This is a genomic window from Actinophytocola sp., from assembly GCF_050699915.1.
Taxonomy (GTDB): Bacteria; Actinomycetota; Actinomycetes; order Mycobacteriales; family Pseudonocardiaceae; genus Actinophytocola.
Genome location: NZ_JBOHGA010000064.1, coordinates 13,144 through 30,279, shown reverse-complemented (window position 1 = coordinate 30,279; position 17,136 = coordinate 13,144). Strand labels below are relative to the sequence as shown.

Annotated in this window: 18 protein-coding genes; 9 read left to right on the top strand and 9 right to left on the bottom strand. The window is 71.6% G+C overall.

Annotated elements, in window-relative coordinates; all coding sequences use genetic code 11:
- The 3 genes from ACRDSK_RS14385 to ACRDSK_RS14375 all read left to right on the top strand — a co-directional run.
- The coding region (locus ACRDSK_RS14385; RefSeq protein ID WP_431441210.1) for a serine/threonine-protein kinase at positions 1–992 on the top strand (992 nt) is incomplete at its 5' end.
- A 99-nt stretch (positions 993–1,091) separates the two neighbouring features.
- Positions 1,092–2,603, top strand: coding sequence for a serine/threonine-protein kinase (locus ACRDSK_RS14380; RefSeq protein WP_431441215.1), 1,512 nt, complete (start codon positions 1,092–1,094; stop codon positions 2,601–2,603).
- Between the two features lie 80 nt (positions 2,604–2,683).
- Positions 2,684–2,878 carry a hypothetical protein gene (locus ACRDSK_RS14375; protein ID WP_431441209.1) on the top strand — a complete coding sequence of 65 codons (195 nt, stop codon included), beginning with the start codon at positions 2,684–2,686 and terminating at the stop codon, positions 2,876–2,878.
- Here the strand turns inward: ACRDSK_RS14375 and ACRDSK_RS14370 are convergent.
- Genes ACRDSK_RS14370 through ACRDSK_RS14360 form a run of 3 tightly spaced genes read right to left on the bottom strand, consistent with a single transcriptional unit; the run spans position 2,875 to position 5,380 of the window.
- A complete protein-coding gene (locus tag ACRDSK_RS14370) occupies positions 2,875–3,348 on the bottom strand; it encodes a hypothetical protein (protein WP_431441207.1) in 474 nt (157 codons plus the stop codon). The two genes, ACRDSK_RS14375 and ACRDSK_RS14370, sit on opposite strands and share 4 nt — an antisense overlap.
- 56 nt (positions 3,349–3,404) lie before the next feature.
- Positions 3,405–4,079 (bottom strand): response regulator, encoded by a 675-nt coding sequence (locus tag ACRDSK_RS14365; protein WP_431441205.1) that lies wholly within the window; start codon positions 4,077–4,079, stop codon positions 3,405–3,407.
- A gap of 11 nt (positions 4,080–4,090) precedes the next feature.
- Complete coding sequence (locus ACRDSK_RS14360) at positions 4,091–5,380, bottom strand: PspC domain-containing protein (RefSeq protein WP_431441213.1); 1,290 nt, start codon at positions 5,378–5,380, stop codon at positions 4,091–4,093.
- Between the two features lie 131 nt (positions 5,381–5,511).
- On the opposite strand from ACRDSK_RS14360, the gene ACRDSK_RS14355 reads away from it, so the two are divergent.
- Positions 5,512–6,825 carry a PspC domain-containing protein gene (locus tag ACRDSK_RS14355; RefSeq protein WP_431441203.1) on the top strand — a complete coding sequence of 438 codons (1,314 nt, stop codon included), beginning with the start codon at positions 5,512–5,514 and terminating at the stop codon, positions 6,823–6,825.
- A complete protein-coding gene (locus tag ACRDSK_RS14350; protein WP_431441202.1) occupies positions 6,818–7,039 on the top strand; it encodes a hypothetical protein in 222 nt (73 codons plus the stop codon). Before ACRDSK_RS14355 ends, ACRDSK_RS14350 begins: the two co-directional genes overlap by 8 nt.
- A gap of 68 nt (positions 7,040–7,107) precedes the next feature.
- Here ACRDSK_RS14350 and ACRDSK_RS14345 read toward each other — a convergent pair whose 3' ends face one another.
- Together ACRDSK_RS14345 and guaA are read right to left on the bottom strand one after the other, a co-directional pair.
- The gene (locus tag ACRDSK_RS14345) at positions 7,108–7,593 is read right to left on the bottom strand and encodes a hypothetical protein (protein ID WP_431441200.1); all 486 of its coding nucleotides are present in this window, start codon (positions 7,591–7,593) and stop codon (positions 7,108–7,110) included.
- Complete coding sequence (gene guaA / locus ACRDSK_RS14340; RefSeq protein WP_431441198.1) at positions 7,590–9,143, bottom strand: glutamine-hydrolyzing GMP synthase; 1,554 nt, start codon at positions 9,141–9,143, stop codon at positions 7,590–7,592. The genes ACRDSK_RS14345 and guaA overlap by 4 nt, the downstream gene beginning before the upstream one ends.
- Before the next feature lie 42 nt (positions 9,144–9,185).
- On the opposite strand from guaA, the gene ACRDSK_RS14335 reads away from it, so the two are divergent.
- Positions 9,186–10,640, top strand: coding sequence for an aldehyde dehydrogenase family protein (locus ACRDSK_RS14335; protein WP_431441196.1), 1,455 nt, complete (start codon positions 9,186–9,188; stop codon positions 10,638–10,640).
- The gene (locus tag ACRDSK_RS14330; RefSeq protein WP_431441194.1) at positions 10,637–11,062 is read left to right on the top strand and encodes a VOC family protein; all 426 of its coding nucleotides are present in this window, start codon (positions 10,637–10,639) and stop codon (positions 11,060–11,062) included. Before ACRDSK_RS14335 ends, ACRDSK_RS14330 begins: the two co-directional genes overlap by 4 nt.
- A 31-nt stretch (positions 11,063–11,093) precedes the next feature.
- Here ACRDSK_RS14330 and ACRDSK_RS14325 read toward each other — a convergent pair whose 3' ends face one another.
- Positions 11,094–11,783 (bottom strand): ClpX C4-type zinc finger protein, encoded by a 690-nt coding sequence (locus ACRDSK_RS14325; protein WP_431441192.1) that lies wholly within the window; start codon positions 11,781–11,783, stop codon positions 11,094–11,096.
- 19 nt (positions 11,784–11,802) lie between these two features.
- Positions 11,803–13,317, bottom strand: coding sequence for an FAD-binding oxidoreductase (locus ACRDSK_RS14320; protein WP_431441190.1), 1,515 nt, complete (start codon positions 13,315–13,317; stop codon positions 11,803–11,805).
- A 101-nt stretch (positions 13,318–13,418) separates the two neighbouring features.
- On the opposite strand from ACRDSK_RS14320, the gene ACRDSK_RS14315 reads away from it, so the two are divergent.
- Positions 13,419–14,363 carry a helix-turn-helix domain-containing protein gene (locus ACRDSK_RS14315; RefSeq protein ID WP_431441189.1) on the top strand — a complete coding sequence of 315 codons (945 nt, stop codon included), beginning with the start codon at positions 13,419–13,421 and terminating at the stop codon, positions 14,361–14,363.
- Complete coding sequence (locus ACRDSK_RS14310) at positions 14,356–14,463, top strand: DUF397 domain-containing protein (protein ID WP_431441187.1); 108 nt, start codon at positions 14,356–14,358, stop codon at positions 14,461–14,463. The genes ACRDSK_RS14315 and ACRDSK_RS14310 overlap by 8 nt, the downstream gene beginning before the upstream one ends.
- On the opposite strand, the gene ACRDSK_RS14305 is transcribed toward ACRDSK_RS14310, so the two are convergent.
- Both ACRDSK_RS14305 and ACRDSK_RS14300 read right to left on the bottom strand, forming a co-directional pair.
- Positions 14,452–16,014: an FAD-dependent monooxygenase gene (locus ACRDSK_RS14305; RefSeq protein ID WP_431441186.1), complete on the bottom strand. Its 1,563-nt coding sequence runs from the start codon at positions 16,012–16,014 to the stop codon at positions 14,452–14,454. The genes ACRDSK_RS14310 and ACRDSK_RS14305 overlap by 12 nt on opposite strands.
- Positions 16,014–16,973 (bottom strand): MBL fold metallo-hydrolase, encoded by a 960-nt coding sequence (locus tag ACRDSK_RS14300; protein ID WP_431441184.1) that lies wholly within the window; start codon positions 16,971–16,973, stop codon positions 16,014–16,016. Before ACRDSK_RS14300 ends, ACRDSK_RS14305 begins: the two co-directional genes overlap by 1 nt.
- Between the last annotated feature and the right edge of the window lie 163 nt (positions 16,974–17,136).

Below are 17,136 nucleotides of genomic sequence, written 5' to 3'. Positions count from 1 at the left end.
TCGGTGCGCAGTCCGCCGCCGCGCTGGCCGCCGCGCACGCGGCCGGCATCGTGCACCGCGACGTCAAGCCCGGCAACATCCTGCTCGGCGACGACGGCACGGTGAAGATCACCGACTTCGGCATCTCCCGCGCCACCGACGACGTCACGGTGACCAAGACCGGCATGATCGCCGGCACGCCCGCCTACCTCGCGCCAGAGGCCGCGATCGGCAACGAGCCGACGCCCGCGTCCGACGTGTTCTCCCTCGGCTCCACGCTCTACGCGGCGGTCGAGGGCGAGCCGCCGTTCGGGCTGACCGAGAACACCCTGCAGCTGCTGCACGCGGTGGCCGCCGGCCGGATCAACGACCCGATGCAGGCGGGGCCGCTCACCGGCGTGCTCACCTGGCTGCTGGCCACCGACCCGGAGGACCGCCCGTCCACCTCCCGCACGCGCGACCTGCTCGCCGCGGTGGCCGCCGGCGAGGTGCCGTCCGTGCCGTCGATGCCGCGGGCCTTCCCGGTGAGCGGCGACGCGGCGACGCGGATGGTCGGCTCGTACGACAACGACTACGGCGACGAGTTCGGCGAGTACGACGAGGCCACCCAGCTGGTCGGCGCCGGCGACCGGACCCGCTCCGTGCGGCCGATGCCGGCCGCCCCGCCGCCGTCCTCGCGATCCCGCAAGCCGCTGGTGTTCGCCGGCATCCTGCTCGCCGCGCTCGTCGCCGCCGGCGCCTGGCTGCTGGCCAGCCGGGAGGACAAGAAGCCGGACAACACCGACAACAAGCCGGTTCGCGAGGCGCCGGTCACCCAGACGACGACCACGCCGCCGCCGACCACGACGACCACCACGACCACCGAGCCGGAACCGACGACCACCGAGGAACCGGACCCGACGACGACCACCACCACGACCACGACGACCACGACGACGACCACCACGACGACCACCACCGAGGAGCCGGATCCCACCACCACCACGACGGCACCTCCGGCGGAGGGTCGATAGTGGCAGCGGTGAGGATCGGGGCAGGGGTACGTCGTGACGGTTGAAGGGGAGCTCGTCGCGGGTCGCTACCGGCTCGGGCCGCGGCTGGGCAGCGGCGCGATGGGGATCGTGTGGCAGGCCCACGACGAGCGACTGCACCGCACGGTGGCGATCAAGCAGCTGCTGCTGCAGCCCGGCCTGACCGACGCCCAGGCCGAGGAGGCGCGGCGAAGATGTATGCGGGAGGGCCGCATCGCGGCGCGGCTCGCACATCCCAACGCGATCACCGTCTACGACGTCGCCGAACACGAGGACGACCCGTGGCTCGTCATGGAGTACCTGGCGTCGAAGAGCCTCGCCATGGTCCTGTCCGAGCGCGGCACGCTGGCGCCGCAGGAGGCCGCACGGATCGGCACGCAGATCGCCTCCGCACTGGTGGCCGCCCACGCGGCCGGCATCGTGCACCGGGACATCAAGCCGGCCAACGTCCTGCTCAGCGAGGACGGCACGGTCAAGATCACCGACTTCGGCATCTCGCGGGCCACCGGTGACGTCACGGTCACCGCGACCGGGATGCTCGCCGGCACGCCGGCCTACCTCGCGCCCGAGGTGGCGAAGGGTCAGGACCCGACGCCGGCCTCGGACGTCTTCTCGCTCGGGTCGACGCTCTACACGGCCATCGAGGGCCACTCTCCGTTCGGGCTGAGCGAGAACACGCTCGCGCTGCTGTACGCGGTCGCCGCGGGCAACATCACGCCGCCGCGCCACGCCGGCCCGCTCACCGCCCTGCTGATGCAGCTGCTGCGGGTCGACCCGAACGAGCGGCCGTCGCTCACCGCCGCGCGGGAGAACCTCGTCGCGGTAGCCGACGGGCGATCGGCCCCGGCGGTCATGGACGCGGCGAGCGCGCCGACGAACCGGATCGCGGGCAACCGGCGGCCGCAGCCACCACTCGGCCCGCCGACGCCGCCCCGGCCCAGCCAGCCGCCGCAGTGGGCGGGCCCGCCCAAGGACGCGACCCGGCTCGACGTGCACCCGTTCTCCGAGCCGACGCCCAGTCCGGCGGGGACCGTGATGCACCGCGAGCCGATGCCGTCCGGCCCGCAGCTGGCGCACCACCCGCCGGGACCGCCCCGCCGGCCGCCGCGGCCCGCCCGGTCCGATGGCCGAGGCCGCTCGGTCGCGCTGACCGTGCTCGCGATCGTCGCGGCGATGGCGGTCGGGATCCTGGTGGCGACCCTGGTGTCATCGGCCCAGAAGGACAACGGCGGCGCGAACCAGAACTCGCAGACGCAGCCCCCGTCCGAGGACGCCGGGCCGACGCCCGAGGACTACCAGCAGGCGATCCGGGACTACTACGCGCTGCTGCCGGACAACACCGACGAGGCGTACGACCTGTTGACCGGGCAGGCGCTGGAGAAGTCCGGCGGCCGGGAGCAGTACGAGCAGTTCTGGAACACGATCGAGTCGGTCGAGGTGCAGAGCACCGAGGCGGAGGGCACCCGGGTCGCCGCGGACCTGTTCTACCAGTCCAAGAACGGCGACACCTCGCTGGAGGCGACGTCGTTCGCCCTGGTCGAGGAGGGCGACAAGCTCCTGATCGAGAACTTCGTGGTGGTCGGCAGCGGCTGAGCCGCCTACCGGTCCGCGACCGACTTCGCGGACCTCGCCCGTGCGTCCAGCAGACAGCGCACCGGGACCAGCTGGAATCGGTGCAGCTTCACGTCAGCGCCGCAATCGCGGTCCTGGTCTTGGTCCTGCTCGGCGCGCTCGTGCTCGACGAGGTCCTCGACCCGCGCGTCATCGCCGGCATGGTGGTCGTGCTCGCCGGGGTCGCGCTGACCCGGGTACGCCGCCGGGCGCCGGTACTGGACCCGCTCCCGGTGGTGGCAGCCGCCAAGAGCTAGGGCCGCGGGTACTGCTCGGTGCGACCGCCGAACGGCTGGTCGCCGTAGGGCTGGTCCGGACCGCCGAGCCGCGGCTGCGGGCCGGTCTGCGGACCACCGGGACCACCCGGACCGATCGGCGGCTGCGAGCCGGTATGCGGGCCCCCTGGACCGCCCGGGCCACCGATCGGAGGCTGCGAGCCGGTATGCGGTCCGCCCGGTCGGTATCCGCCGGGCTGGAACGGCGGCTGGCCAGGCGCCCGCCGCTGCGGGGCCGCCAAGGACTCCGGCTCGGCGTCCTCGCGCGGTCGCACCACATGGGCCGCGGCCACCAACACCAGCGCGACCACGGCGAGGATGAGGTAGGACGGCAGCTCGTCCGGCGCCGCGCTCTTGCCCCTCAGGTCCCACGCCTGGTACCCGACAAAACCGCCGAGGCCGAGACCGGCCACGACCAAGATCACCTGGACGATCACCAGGAAGCGTCGCATGAGCGATCACTGTATCCCCGGAAAACGCCTTTGCGGCAGAGCAAAAGAGCCCGAGATCAGACCAACCGGCGGTCCGATGCCCAGCGGGACAGCTCATAGCGGTTGGACAGCTGTGTCTTGCGCAGCACGCTGGACACGTGCGTCTCGACCGTCTTCACCGAGATGAACAGCTCCGCCGCGATCTCCTTGTACGCGTAGCCGCGGGCCAGTAGACGCAGCACGTCGCGCTCGCGCGGGGTCAGCAGGTCCAGCTCGGGATCGGAGATCGGCGCCGCGCCCGGCCGGTCGGCGAACGCGTCCAGCACGAACCCGGCCAGCCGCGGCGAGAACACCGCGTCGCCCTCGGAGACCCGCACGACCGCGCGGACGAGCTCGTGGCTCGAGATCGTCTTCGTGACGTACCCGCGCGCGCCGGCCCGGATCACCGCGATCACGTCCTCGGCCGCGTCGGACACCGACAGCGCCAGGAACACGACCTCGGGGTTGTCCTTGCGCGCCCGGCGCAGCACCTCGGCGCCGCCGCCGTCGGGCATGTGCACGTCGAGCAGCACCACGTCCGGCTTGCGGTGCCCGATGCCCGCGACCGCCTCGCCGACCGTGCCCGCCTCGCCGACCACCTCGATCTCGTCGGTGATCGAGTCCAGCTCGGCGCGCACGCCGGCCCGGAACAACCCGTGGTCGTCCACCAGAAACACGCGGACCGGGCCCTTCTCGCCCTCGGTCACGGACATCCCTCCTCGGCTCAGGCGTTCACGACGGCGCGTGGCATCAGCAGCGCCACCTCGGTGCCCTCGCCGGGCGCCGTACGCAGCCGCAGCTCGCCGCCGTTGCGCTCCATCCTGCCCCGGATCGAGTCCGCGAGGCCATGCCGGTCCCCCGGAACCGCACCGACGTCGAAGCCCTTGCCCCGGTCGCGCACGAAGATGGTCACCTTTTCGGGCTCCACCTCGGCGTAGACGGAGACCTCGGAGACCTCCGCGTGCTTGGCCGCGTTGACCACCGCCTCGCGGGCCGCGAACACCAGGCCGGCGAGCTTCTCGTCGAGCTGGGTGTCGCCGACCACGACCTGCTGGACCTGGATCGCGAACTGGTCCTCCACCTCGCCGCAGGCCTGCGCGATCGCCTCGGCCAGCGTCAGCGCGTCCTCGCCGTCGGCCGCGCCGTCGGACTTGCGGCCGTAGCCCGCCGGTCCGTACAGCCAGCCGCGCAGCTGCCGCTCCTGGCCGCGGGCCAGCCGCAGCACCTCGCGCGGCGTCTCGGACTGCTTCTGGATCAGCGCGAGTGTCTGCAGCACCGAGTCGTGCAGGTGCGCGGCGATCTCCGCGCGCTCCTCGGTGCGGATGCGAGCCCGGCGCTCCTCGCCCAGATCGCGGACCAGCCGCAGCCAGAACGGCACGGTCAGCACCGCGACGCCGATCAGCGTGGCCACCACCGAGAGCAGCGCGAACTGCATCTGGTCGATGTCCACGCTGCGGATCAGGAACACGACGATGCCGGAGATCACCAGCGCGCCGCCGGCCAGCACCCGGAAGAGCGCACTTCGCCCGCCGTCGCCGAGCACCGCGCCGAGGAAGCCGCTGGAGACGCGGCGGCGGGTGGAGTCGTCGGCCTCCCGCCAGACCAGGGCGACGCCGACGATCATGACGCCGAGACCGCCGACGACCCAGCCGTTGAGCGTGCCGGACAACGTGCCGGCGCCGATGGCGAGACCGATGCCCAGCGCGATCATGCCGCGGGCCTGCTGGCGTTCCTTGCGCGAGACCTCGCGCTGCGCCTCCTCGCGGGACTGCTGCTGCACGAACACCCAGAGCAGGCCGTAGGCGAGCACGCCGGCCCCGCCGAGCGCCGCGAGCACCGCGAACGCCATCCGCACCCAGAGCACGCGGATGTCCAGGTGGTCGGCGATGCCGCCGGCGACCCCGGCCACCGCACGGCCGTTTCGCCGGCGCCGCATCTTGACCACGTCGTCGACCGGAGCCGGCGGGCCGGAGGGCTTCGCGCGCTCCAGATCCCGCTCACTGTCCGACGTCATCACCACCTGTGCTGGCACCCGTCCATGGTCACACGACCAGCATGCTCCCTCCATCAGGGAAATACCCCAGGGTCGAACATCAGGGTCACTCCCTGATGTGCCGCCGGCCCGCGCGTCGCATGCTCGATAACGTGAGTGGGACACAGCAGACTTCCGGCATGGCCGGCGTCGAGGACACAGTCAAGGACTTCTGGTCTACGAGACCCAGGCGGCCGCGGCGCGGCCGCAAGATCGCCGGCGTGGCGGCGGGGATCGCGAGGCGCTACCGGATCGACCCGACGATCGTGCGGGTCGGCTTCGTGGTGGCGACGATCTACGGCGGCGCGGGCATCGTGCTCTACCTGCTCGGCTGGCTCTTCCTGCCCGAGCAGGACGACGAGGTGTCGCCGTTCGAGTCGCTGATCGGACGCGGCCGCAGCTCCACGTCCAGCGCGTTCACCGTGCTGCTCTGCATCGCCATGGTGCCGATGTTCAGTTGGTTCTTCGGCGGGTTCTTCCCGGGCTTCCCCGGCATCGCGAGCGTGGTCCTGGTGGGTGTCGCGCTGTACCTGTTGCACCGCAACCGAGGCCACCTCGGCGCGGCGCCGGCCGAGCCGGTCGCCCAGCCGATGGCGGACATGCCGACGACCGCGGCGCCGATGTCGGGCACGACCATGCCGCTGCCGAACCAGCCGGTGGATCCGCTGACCAACGAGCCGCCGCCCGTCGCCGAGCGCCGGGAGGCCGAGCCGGAGGCCCGTGACACGCCCCCGGCCTGGGACCCGCTGGGTGCCGCGCCGTTCGCGTGGGACCTGCCGGAGCCGACGCCGCAGGAGGTCGAGCCGGAGGAGGAGCCGCGCGCGCCGAAGCGCCGGTCCCGGATCAGCCTGCTGACCGTGGGCTTCGCCCTGATCACCGCGGCGGTGCTGTCGTCGGCGGCCGGCGGCTGGATCGACGCGCAGCACATCATCGGCATCGTGTTGGCCCTGCTCGGGATCGGCATGGTCGTCGGCTCGTTCCGCCGGGGCGGGCGCGGGCTGATCGGCTTCGCGGTGCCGCTGGCCGCGATCGGCATCGCGATGACGACGATCCTCCCGAACGGCGTGAGCGGCGGGGTCGGCGAGATCAAGGCGCAGCCGACGAGGGTCTCCGAGGTGCGCTCGGAGTACCGGCTCGGGGTCGGCGCGGTCGAGCTGGACCTGACCAAGCTGCCGGCGTCCAGTTCGGTCGACACGCGGATCAAGCTCGACCTGGGCGACGTCCAAGTGATCGTGCCGGAGTCGGCCGACGTCGACATCAGGTGCGAGGCGGACCTGGGTGACGTGCAGTGCCTCGACCGCGAGCGGGCGGGCACGAACGACAACGTGGTGACCGTCGAGGACGACGGCCCCGACGGACCGGGCGGGCTGGACGTGGACATGCAGATCGAGGTCGGAACGGGTGCTGTGGAGGTGCGTCGTGGCTGACAAGACCCGCGAGACGGAGACCCGGCGCCGCTGGCCGGACGTGTTCACCCTCATCATGGGCCTGGCCACGCTGGTCGCCTCGGGCTACGTCCTGAGCGACGGCCGCCTGTGGCTCCCGACGGTCGACCCACGCTGGCTCGTCACCGGCGGCGCGCTGCTGGTCGGCGTTCTCCTGCTGGCGTCCTCGCTGCGGGGTGGTCGCCGCAAGCGCTAGCAAGACATCGTGTCCCACTCGAGGGCGGTCTCCCAACCGGGAGGCCGCCCTCGGTCCATGCCGGCCGCCTATTCGGTCGCCGGTGCGACCGCGGCGCGCAGGCGCAGGTCCTCGAGCAGCCGGTCGAACTCCGCCGCCGGCAACACGTCCAGCGGCCCGGACGGGTCGTCGTGCCCGCGGGCGTAGCCGCGCAGCGGGGCGACGGCGCGCTGCCCGCCCTCCGCGCGCAGCACCAGCCGCCGGATGCCGTCGCCCTCCTTGCCGGACGGGACCGTGGCGATGTCGATCACCGAGGCGAGCGGGAACTGACTGGTGCCGAAGACGCGGCACACCCACACCGTCGTCATGCTCACGTACACGCCCCGCTGCCGGTAGCGCCACCACAGCAGCGCCCACGCGGCCAGCACGAGCAGCCCGGCACCGCCGCCGAGCACCGGCAACGAGCCGGTGATCATGGCACGCGCGAGCACCGCCGCGACGAAGATCCCGACGACCCACGAGGCGACGGCGCCTATCGTGCGCCGCGGCCGCGGCCCCAGCCGTGCCCGGTTCATTCCCATTCGATCGTGCCGGGGGGCTTTGACGTGACGTCCAGGACCACTCGGTTCACGTCCGGGACCTCGTTCGTGATGCGGGTCGAGATGCGCTCCAGAACGTCGTAGGGCAGGCGGGTCCAGTCGGCGGTCATGGCGTCCTCCGACGAGACCGGGCGCAGCACGACCGGGTGCCCGTACGTCCGGAAGTCGCCCTGTACGCCCACGCTGTGTACGTCCGCGAGCAGTACCACCGGGCACTGCCAGATGTCTCGATCGAGCCCGGCCGCGGTCAGCTCCTCGCGGGCGATCGAGTCGGCCGACCGCAGGATCTCGAGCCGGGCCGCAGTCACCGAACCGATGATCCGGATGCCCAGGCCCGGCCCGGGGAACGGCTGGCGGTGCACGATCGTCTCCGGCAGACCCAGCTCCAGGCCGACCCGCCGCACCTCGTCCTTGAACAGCTCCCGCAGCGGCTCCACGAGCGTGAACGCCAGATCGTCCGGCAGCCCGCCGACGTTGTGGTGGCTCTTGATGTTCGCCGCCCCGGTGCCGCCGCCCGACTCGACCACGTCGGGATACAGCGTGCCCTGCACCAGGAACTCGACTCCGGTGGAGGCCAGGGAACGCTCGGCCTCCTCGAACACCCGGATGAACTCACGCCCGATGATCTTCCGCTTCTGCTCCGGGTCCGTCACGCCGGCCAGCGCGTCAAGGAACCGGTCCTGCGCGTCGACGGTGACCAGCTTGACCCCGGTCGCCGCCACGTAGTCCCGCTCCACCTGCCCGCGCTCGCCGGCACGCAGCAGCCCGTGGTCGACGAACACACACGTCAGCCGGTCCCCGATGGCCCGCTGCACGAGCGCCGCCGCCACCGCCGAGTCCACCCCGCCGGACAGCCCGCAGATCGCCCGCCCGGTTGGCCCGATCGCGGCACGGATCCGCGAGACCTGTTCGTCCACAATGGACGCGATCGTCCACGAAGGACGCAGCCCGGCGATGTCGTGCAGGAACCGCCGCAGCACCTCTTGTCCGTGCGGGGAGTGCGCCACCTCCGGGTGGTACTGCACCCCCGCGAGCCGGCGCGACACGGATTCGAACGCCGCGACCGGCGTGCCGGCCGACCCGGCGGTGACCGCGAACCCGGGCGGCGCGGCCGTCACCGAGTCCCCATGCGACATCCACACCGGATGCCGCGCCGGCAGGTCGGCGTGCAGCAGGCCGCCGTCAGCGGCCAGCACGGTCCGCCCGTACTCCCGCGTCCCGGTGTGCGCGACCTCCCCGCCCAACGCCCGCGCCATCGCCTGGAACCCGTAGCAGATGCCGAACACCGGCACCCCGGCCTCGAACAGCGCCGGGTCGACGGCCGGCGCGTCCTCGGCGTACACCGACGACGGCCCGCCCGACAGGACGATCGCGAGCGGGTCCCGCGCCAGCATCGAGGCCACGGAGTCCGTGTGCGGCACGACCTCCGAGTACACCTGAACCTCCCGGATCCGCCGGGCGATGAGCTGGGCGTACTGCGCGCCGAAGTCGACCACGAGAACGGGTCTGTGCTGGTGTTCCTTCACGGGGGAAGCATGTCACGGGCCTGGGGAACTACGGTGGAGGGCATGAACGCGACAGAGCCGCACCTGCCGACCCCTCGGCCCGTCTACGTGGCCGGACGCGCGGAGCAGAGCGACCAGACGCTCAGCGTGACGCATCCCTACGACGGGAACGAGATCGCGACGGTCTGCGTGCCCAGCGCCGAGCAGGTCGAGCGCGCGGTCGCCGCCGCGCAGGCCGCGACCCTGCCGTTCCGCACGACTCCCGCGCACGTCCGCGCGGCCGCCCTCGACCACGTCTCGCGCTCGCTCGCCGCGCGGGCGGACGAGGTCGCGGAGATGATCACCGCGGAGAACGGCAAACCGCTCAAGTGGGCGACCATCGAGGTGAGCCGCTGCGTGTCGACGTTCCGCTGGGCCGCCGAGGAGGCCCGCCGCTTCTCCGGCGAGCTGCAGCGGTTGGACACCGACCCGACCGCCGAGGGCCGGATGGCCGTGGTGCGCCGGGTGGCGCGCGGGCCCGTGCTCGGCATCGCGCCGTTCAACTTCCCGCTGAACCTGGTGGCGCACAAGATCGCCCCGGCCATCGCGGCCGGCGCGCCGATCATCGCCAAGCCGGCGCCGCGCACGCCGCTCTCGGCGCTGCTGCTCGGTGAGCTGCTGGCCGAGACCGATCTGCCCGAGGGCGCGTTCTCGGTGCTGGCAGTCGGTAACGAGGAGACGGTCGCCCTGGTCCAGGACCCGCGGCTGCCGGTGGTGTCGTTCACCGGCTCCGGCCCCGTCGGCTGGTCGATCATGGACAGCGCGCCACGCAAGCAGGTCGTCCTCGAACTCGGCGGCAACGGCGCCGCGGTCGTCTGCGCCGACTGGCCCGACCTCGACTTCGCCGCCAAGCGCATCGCGACCTTCGGCAACTACCAGGCCGGGCAGTCCTGCATCGCCGTGCAGCGGGTGCTGGTCGACAAGGCTGTGGCGGACACTTTCCTGCCCAAGCTGCTCGACGCCGTCAACGCGCTGCGCACCGGCGACCCGCACGACCCCGACGTCGAGGTCGGCCCGCTGGTCGACGAGTCGGCCGCCGAGCGCGTCGCGGCCTGGGTCGACGAGGCCGTGTCGGCCGGCGGCAAGCTGCTCGCCGGCGGCAAGCGCGACGGCGCGACGGTCTCGCCGACCGTGCTCGCCGAGGTCCCGCACGACGCGAAGGTGTGGACGGAGGAGGTCTTCGGCCCGGTGCTCGTGGTGTCCGTGACCGACGGCATCGACGACGCCTTCACTCAGGTCAACGACTCGCAGTACGGCCTGCAGGCCGGCGTGTTCACCCGCGACGTGCAGACGGCCTTCCGCGCCCGCGCGGAGCTGGACGTGGGCGGCGTGATCGTCGGCGACGTGCCATCGTTCCGCGCGGACCAGATGCCTTACGGCGGCGTCAAGGGCTCCGGCTTCGGCCGCGAGGGCATCCGCAGCGCGATGAACGACCTCACCGAGGAACGGGTCATGGTGCTCACCGGCCTCGAGCTGTGACCGAGCCCGTGCCGGTGTTGCGGCAGACCGTGCTGGACACCACCGACGCCCGGGCTTTGGCGGAGTTCTACCGGCAGCTGCTGGGACTTCACTACCGGCCGGGCCACGAGCCGCCGGCGCAGGGCGAGGACGACGAGGCCGGCCGCGACTGGCTGGTGCTGCGCAACTCGGGCGGGCCGCAGCTGGCGATCCAGCAGGTCGATCGGCTGCGGCGCTCGACGTGGCCGGACGACGAGGTGCCGCAGCAACTGCACCTCGACATGACGGTGCTGTCGGTCGAGGAGATGGACGTCCAGCATCAACGGGTGCTCCGCCTCGGCGGAAAGCTACTGCGCGACGCCGCCGACAATCCCGAGGAACCGTTGCGCGTCTACGCCGATCCGGACGGCCATCCGTTCTGCATCTTCGTCTGGCAGCACTGACCGCCTCGGCCGTGCGAGCGGATCGTCGTGCTCACCGGCCCCACGCTCTGGGAGTTCGCAACCGACCCGGCTGGGCGGGGCGGTCCTCGATCTTCAGCACCGCCCGGACGGTCTTCGCGAGCCTGGTGGCCAATGTGGCCAAGCCGGAGGGCGTGTTGTCGTAGATGATGGCGCGCCGGTGCCGGAGGTCGAAGGGGATGTCCTCGGCGTACTGACTGAGCATGAGCACCGGCCGGCCGATCGTGTGCGCCATACCTATCTCGTACATGACGTTCGGGTTCTTCCCCGTCAGATCGGCGATGACGAGCGAGGAGGCGACGATCCCGTTCCACACGTCGTCTATGACGACGCCGGTTCCGAAGATCTCGTCGGCCCGAATGATGCTGCAGCCGAGCGCGGTGACGGCCGGCTTCACCCGGCTGCGGTAGATGGTGTCGAACGGCTCCTGGAAGGGGCCGACATAGAAGCAGTGGCGATGCAGGGGCTCGACGTCCGGCTGCTGCTCGAACACCGGGCTCGGCACCTTCAACGCGGCGTCGATCCGCGCGTCCAGCTCGGTGTCCTCGCGTTCGCGCAGGATCTCCAGGCAGACGACGATGCATTCGTCGCAGATGTCGTAGCCGCCCTCCATTCGCTCTTCCAGGCTGTAGATCATGGTCTTGACCTGCTCGTCGGACTTCGAGCAGAAGTCACAGACGTGCGCCCCCGATTTCACCGTCACAGTGAGAAATCCTAGTTAGCTAGCGGGGTTTGATCCCCTGGGCGAAGGCGAACACGCCGTCCGGGTCGTAGCGGGCGGCGATGTCCTGCAGGCGGGAGATGTTGCCGCCGTAGTAGGCGCTTTCCCAGTTCGGCATGTTCGGGTCGATGTAGTTGACGTACCCGAGCTGGCCGGCCAACCTGCCCAGGCTCTCGAGGACCTCGCGCACCTGCCGGGTCGCGGACTGGCGGCCGGCCGTCGCGTTCGCGTAGATCTGCACACTCGCCAGCGCGTCGCGGTGCGGGAACGCGGTCTGCTCCGGCCTCGTGAACGACACCTCGCCGCCCAGCGAGTCGAGCATCAGGTCGAGCTCGCTTCGCCCGTCCAGCAAGGAGACCAGCGCCGCCGGGTCGCTCACCGGCTTCGCCAGGATCCGGGACGACGCCACGAACGACGACCGGTCCAGCTCCCCACCCTGGGCGGCCGGCCGGCACTGCTCGACGCTGCGGTCCGAGCACCCGGCGAAGTGCCGCATCGTGTCCAAATAGGACTTCGCGGTGACCAGCTCCGACGTCGGCGCCGGTGCCAGGGCGAAGAAACGGTTCAGGTGGATCCGGCACAGCTCCGGGCTGCCGACGAAGCAGCCGCCGACGCGGACCGACGGCGGCGAGCCCGCCGACACCACGCAGTTCGACCACATCTCCGCCACGCCGTCGGCCCAGTTCTGCCACGCCTCGACGACGTCCGCCGCCGAGCCGGCCGGGAACCGCAGCGCGAACACCGTCAGCGCAGGCGCCACCACGGTGTTGAACGTGAACGACGTGACGATCCCGAAGTTCCCGCCGCCCCCGCCGCGCAGCGCCCAGAACAGGTCCGGCTCGGACTCCAACGACGCGGTCACCAGCGACCCGTCCGCCTTCACCACCTGCGCCGACTCCAGCAGGTCGCACGTCAGGCCGTACTTCCGGGACAGCACGCCGATCCCGCCGCCCAGCGTCAACCCCGCGATCCCCACGCTCGGGCACGACCCGGCCGGAACACAGCGCCCCTCGACGCTGAGCCCCGCGTACACGTCGATCAGCCGCGCCCCCGCGCCGATCTCCGCACGAGGCCCGCGAGGGTTCACAGCGGACATCGGGCCCAGGTCGACGATCAACGCCTCGTCCTGGTTGCTGTAGCCGGCGTAGCTGTGCCCGCCCGACCGTGCGGCGATCGGGAACCGCGCCGCCGCGGCGGCCTCCACGCATGCCTGCACGTCCTCGGGCCGCTCGCACCGCGCGATCGCGGCGGGCCGGCGCCCGTCGAACAGCGGGTTGTACACCTGCGCCGCGGCCGCGTAGCCGTCGTCGGCGGGCAGCACGAGGCCACCGCGCAGCTTCTTGCGCAGCGCGGCCCAGTCCGGCGGCTCGGCCGGCCGGCTCGATGACGCCGTCGAAGTCGCCGGCGCCGGCCGCGGCGAGCCCACCTCGCTCGTGCACCCGGCGGCGACCCCGACCGCACCCGCCGCCGCCGCGCGGAGCAGCGATCTCCTGGTGACCTGTTGGCCCACTGGCATCCCCAGTCCGTCTGTGTGAACTCCCCGCGCGGGATGCATTGACCCGCACGAAACCGTTCTAACGTGGCCGAATCAACCACACAAGTGACAAGGAGTGCGCAATGCATGACCACGAGCCGACAGTGCGTTCGCGAGAACTCGGCCTGGCGCTATCGCGGGCGGCGGCGGCGAAGGGACTGATCGGCCGCGAGCTGGCGGAGCTGCTCGGCTGGTCCCCCAGCAAGATCAGCCGGCTGCTCAGTGGCAAGCGTGGCGCCAGCTCCGAGGACATCGCCGCCTTCCTGGCGATATGCGGCATCACCGGCCCGAAGCGCGATGCCCTGATACGCCTCACCCGCGACAGCTACGAACCCAGCTGGTGGCTGGAGTTCGGCGAACGCCTCCCCTCACAGCTCACCACCCTGAGCGACTACGAAGACGCTGCCATCTCCATGACCCAGTTCGAGTCCGCGATCGTGCCGGGCCTGTTGCAGACCGAGAGCTACATACGCGCCCTGCTGCACTCCAACCCGTTGATCCCCCACTCAGAGATCGACGATCGAATGGAGCTGCGGCTAAGGCGGCAAGAGATCATCGACGGCGCGAATCCAACCAGGTTCCGGTTCTTCATCGACGAGCACATGGTGACCCGCACCGGGCCTGGTGAGGAGATCATGTCCGACCAGGTTCACCACCTGCTGCGCATCATGGTGCGGCCATACGTCTCGGTTCGTGTGGTGCCCGATGCATCCGGCCTCCACGGCGGCCGGATGCCGTTCAAGCTCATGGAGTTCACTGAGCTGAACCCGGTCGTCTTCATCGAGAATCTGAACTCCGTTGCGTTCCTCGAACAGAAGGAAACCATCGCCGGCTACCGGCGTATCGTGGCTGACCTGGACAGGGTTGCGCTGGACGAGGGACAGTCCCGCGCCTGGCTTGCCGAGTTGGCAAGGGCCCTCGGGCGGCCACACAAGGAGCGCGATGAGCTCGCCATTTACGGCATGGCGGAAGAGTTCCCAATCGGATCAGACGGACTGCGTGGAGCTGACACCTTCGGCTGTGCGTGACTCCAAGAACCTCCCCGGTCCCATCCTGACCTTCGAGTCCCCCGGCATCACCGCACTGGTCGCCGCCGCCCGATCCGGCGCCTTCGACCTACCCGGCTGATCCCCACCCGGTCGCCCGCCGCAGCGCCTCGGTGACCAGCGGCCCGACGGGTCCCGACTCCGGCTCCGCGATCCGGGCCGCGATGTGCCCGTCCGGCCGCACCAGCAGAACCCTCCGCGGCGAGAGTCGCAGGGCCTTGGCCAGCTGGTCGTCCTCCTCGTGGTCGAGCACGACCGGCCGCCCGACCAGCTCGCGCTCCCAGTCGTCGGCGGGCCGCCACCGGCACCAGTACGTCAGCGCCACGAACCGCGGCCCGGCCAGCTCACGCAGCCGCCTGCCGCTGTCGAGCCGGCCGTCCGGGCACAGCACGCCCGGCACCGGCGGCCGCGCGACGCCCGGCTCGGTCGGAAAGCGCACGTAGGTGTCGGGCGGCGTGGTGGTGAGCGGCGAGTCGAGGTACCAGAAGGGCTCGGCGAGCTTGCCGGAGTCGATCTCGGTGCGGGCGTCGGGATCGTCGACCGCGCAGCTGAGCACGTCGACGCGGTGGGCGCGCTCCGCGTCGTTCTGCGGCACGAGGAAGCGCATGGTGTCCCCGGTGATCCGCAGGTTCTCCTCGGCGGCGGCGCCGCGCTCGGCGTCGTAGGACTCGAGCAGTTCGGGCCCGCCGCGGCCGGCGCGGTCGAGGGCGATCTTCCAGGCGGCGTTGTCGGCGTCGGCGATCCCGGAGTTGAGCCCGCGCGCGCCGAACGGGCTCATGGCGTGCGCGGCGTCCCCGGCGAGCAGCACCCGACCGACCCGCATCCGCGGCACGCGGCGCTGGTGGAAGCGGTAGACGGAGAGCCAGATGGTCTCGTAGTCCCGGTCGCCGACGACCGCGCGGATTCGCTTGTCCAGCCCGCCGCCGGCGCGCTCGGCGGCGAGGTCGAAGTCGTCGGGCACCTGCCAGTCGATGCGCCAGACGCCGCCCGGCTGCGGGTGCAGGAGGACCTGCCGGCCGGGGTTCCAGACGGGGTCGAAGAAGAACCGCCGCTCCGGCACGGCGAAACCCAGCTCGGCGCGGATGTCGGCGATGAGGAACTTGTCCACAAAGGTCACTCCGTCGAACGGCAGCCCGAGCAGTTGGCGCGTGGCCGAGCGGGCGCCGTCGGCGGCGAGCAGGTGCGTGCCGCGCACGGTCCCGCGCGTGGTGGTGACCGTGACCCCGTCGTCGTCCTGCTCGACGCCGGTGACCTCGTGCCCCCAGCGGACGTCGACGAGCGGCTCCTGGCTCACCCGCTGGTCGAGCAGTAGCTCCACAATGGACTGCGGAGTGTTGACGAACGGCGGGAAGGCCGAGTCGCCGACCTCCGGGAAGGTGATCTCGAGGACCTGTTCCTCGCGGTAGTAGGTGCGGCCGCGGGTCCAGGTGACGCCGACGTCGGCGACCTGGGCGCCGAGCCCGACGCGTTCGAGGATGTCGAGGACGTCGCGCTGCACACAGATGGAGCGACTGCCCTCGGCGGCGCGCGCTTCGGTTCTTTCGAGCACGACGGTCGGGACACCGTGCCGGGCCAACAGGAGCGCGCCGGTCAGGCCGACGGGCCCGGCCCCGGCGATGAGGACGGGTTCCATCACTGGTCCTGCAGCGCGGCCCAGACCTCGCGGTCGCGCTCGGCGGTCCAGATGCGGGGCCAGTCGATGCCGTCGAGCTCGTCCCAGTAGCGCTGGACGTTGAAGGGCAGGCAGTGCTCGAAGATCGGCCAGCCGCCGAAGTCGTCTACCAGTGCCGCGTGCGCCGCTTGGAACGCCTCCGCGAGCGTGCCTTTCTTGCCGTGCACGTCGCCGACGGTGCGTCGCAGCTCGTCGAGAAAGTGCCGACTCTGCGCGATGGCCGCCTCGACCGCGCCCGCTCCCTGTGCGACCGCTCCGCGCCCGCCGACGAGCGCCTCGGCGTTCAGGGCCGCCACGTTGTCCAAAGTGGAGGATGTCCAGTCGTCGTGGAAGGCGTCCCCGGTGTAGAGGGCGGCCTGCGCCTCGACGAGGTCACCGGCGAAGAGGATCCGCTCCTGGGGCAGCCAGGCGACGATGTCACCGGCGGTGTGCCCGCGCCCGCAGTACTGCAGCACCAGGTCCCTGCCGTTGCCCAACGGAATGACCATGCGGTCGCTGAAGGTCAGGGTCGGCCGGGTGAGCCCCGGGATGGAGTCCGGCTCCTCGAACAACCGAGGCATCCGCCCGAACTCCGACTCCCAGTCGGCCTGCCCACGCTCCGCGATGAGCTCTCTGGTCCGCTCATGGGTGATGATCTCTTGGGCGTCGAACGCGCTGGCCCCGAGCACGCGCACCGCGTGGTAGTGACTGAGGACGAGGTAGCGCACCGGCTTGTCGGTCCGCTCCCGGAGTTGGCGCAACCACCTCCGCGCGGCGACCGGCGTGGCTCGGGCCTCGAAGCAGACGAGGAAGTCGTCCCCCTCGATGGCCCCGACGTTGGGGTCCCCTTCCGCGGTGAGCGCGTAGACCCCGCCGGCAAGCTCGACGAAGGTCTCCGCCTTGGCCTCGGTATCCCCACTGGACGCGAACGCTTTAGCCACGCCGCCTACCCTGCCACGCCCAGAGCGCCGCCACACCAGCCCCGACACCAGCGGCCGCCGGCGGATAGATCGCCAACGCGAGCCCGATGAGGGAGATCGGCAACAGCAACGACTTCAGCCGACGCGTGCGCGCCTCGTCGTCGAGGATGTAGCAGAGCGCCCC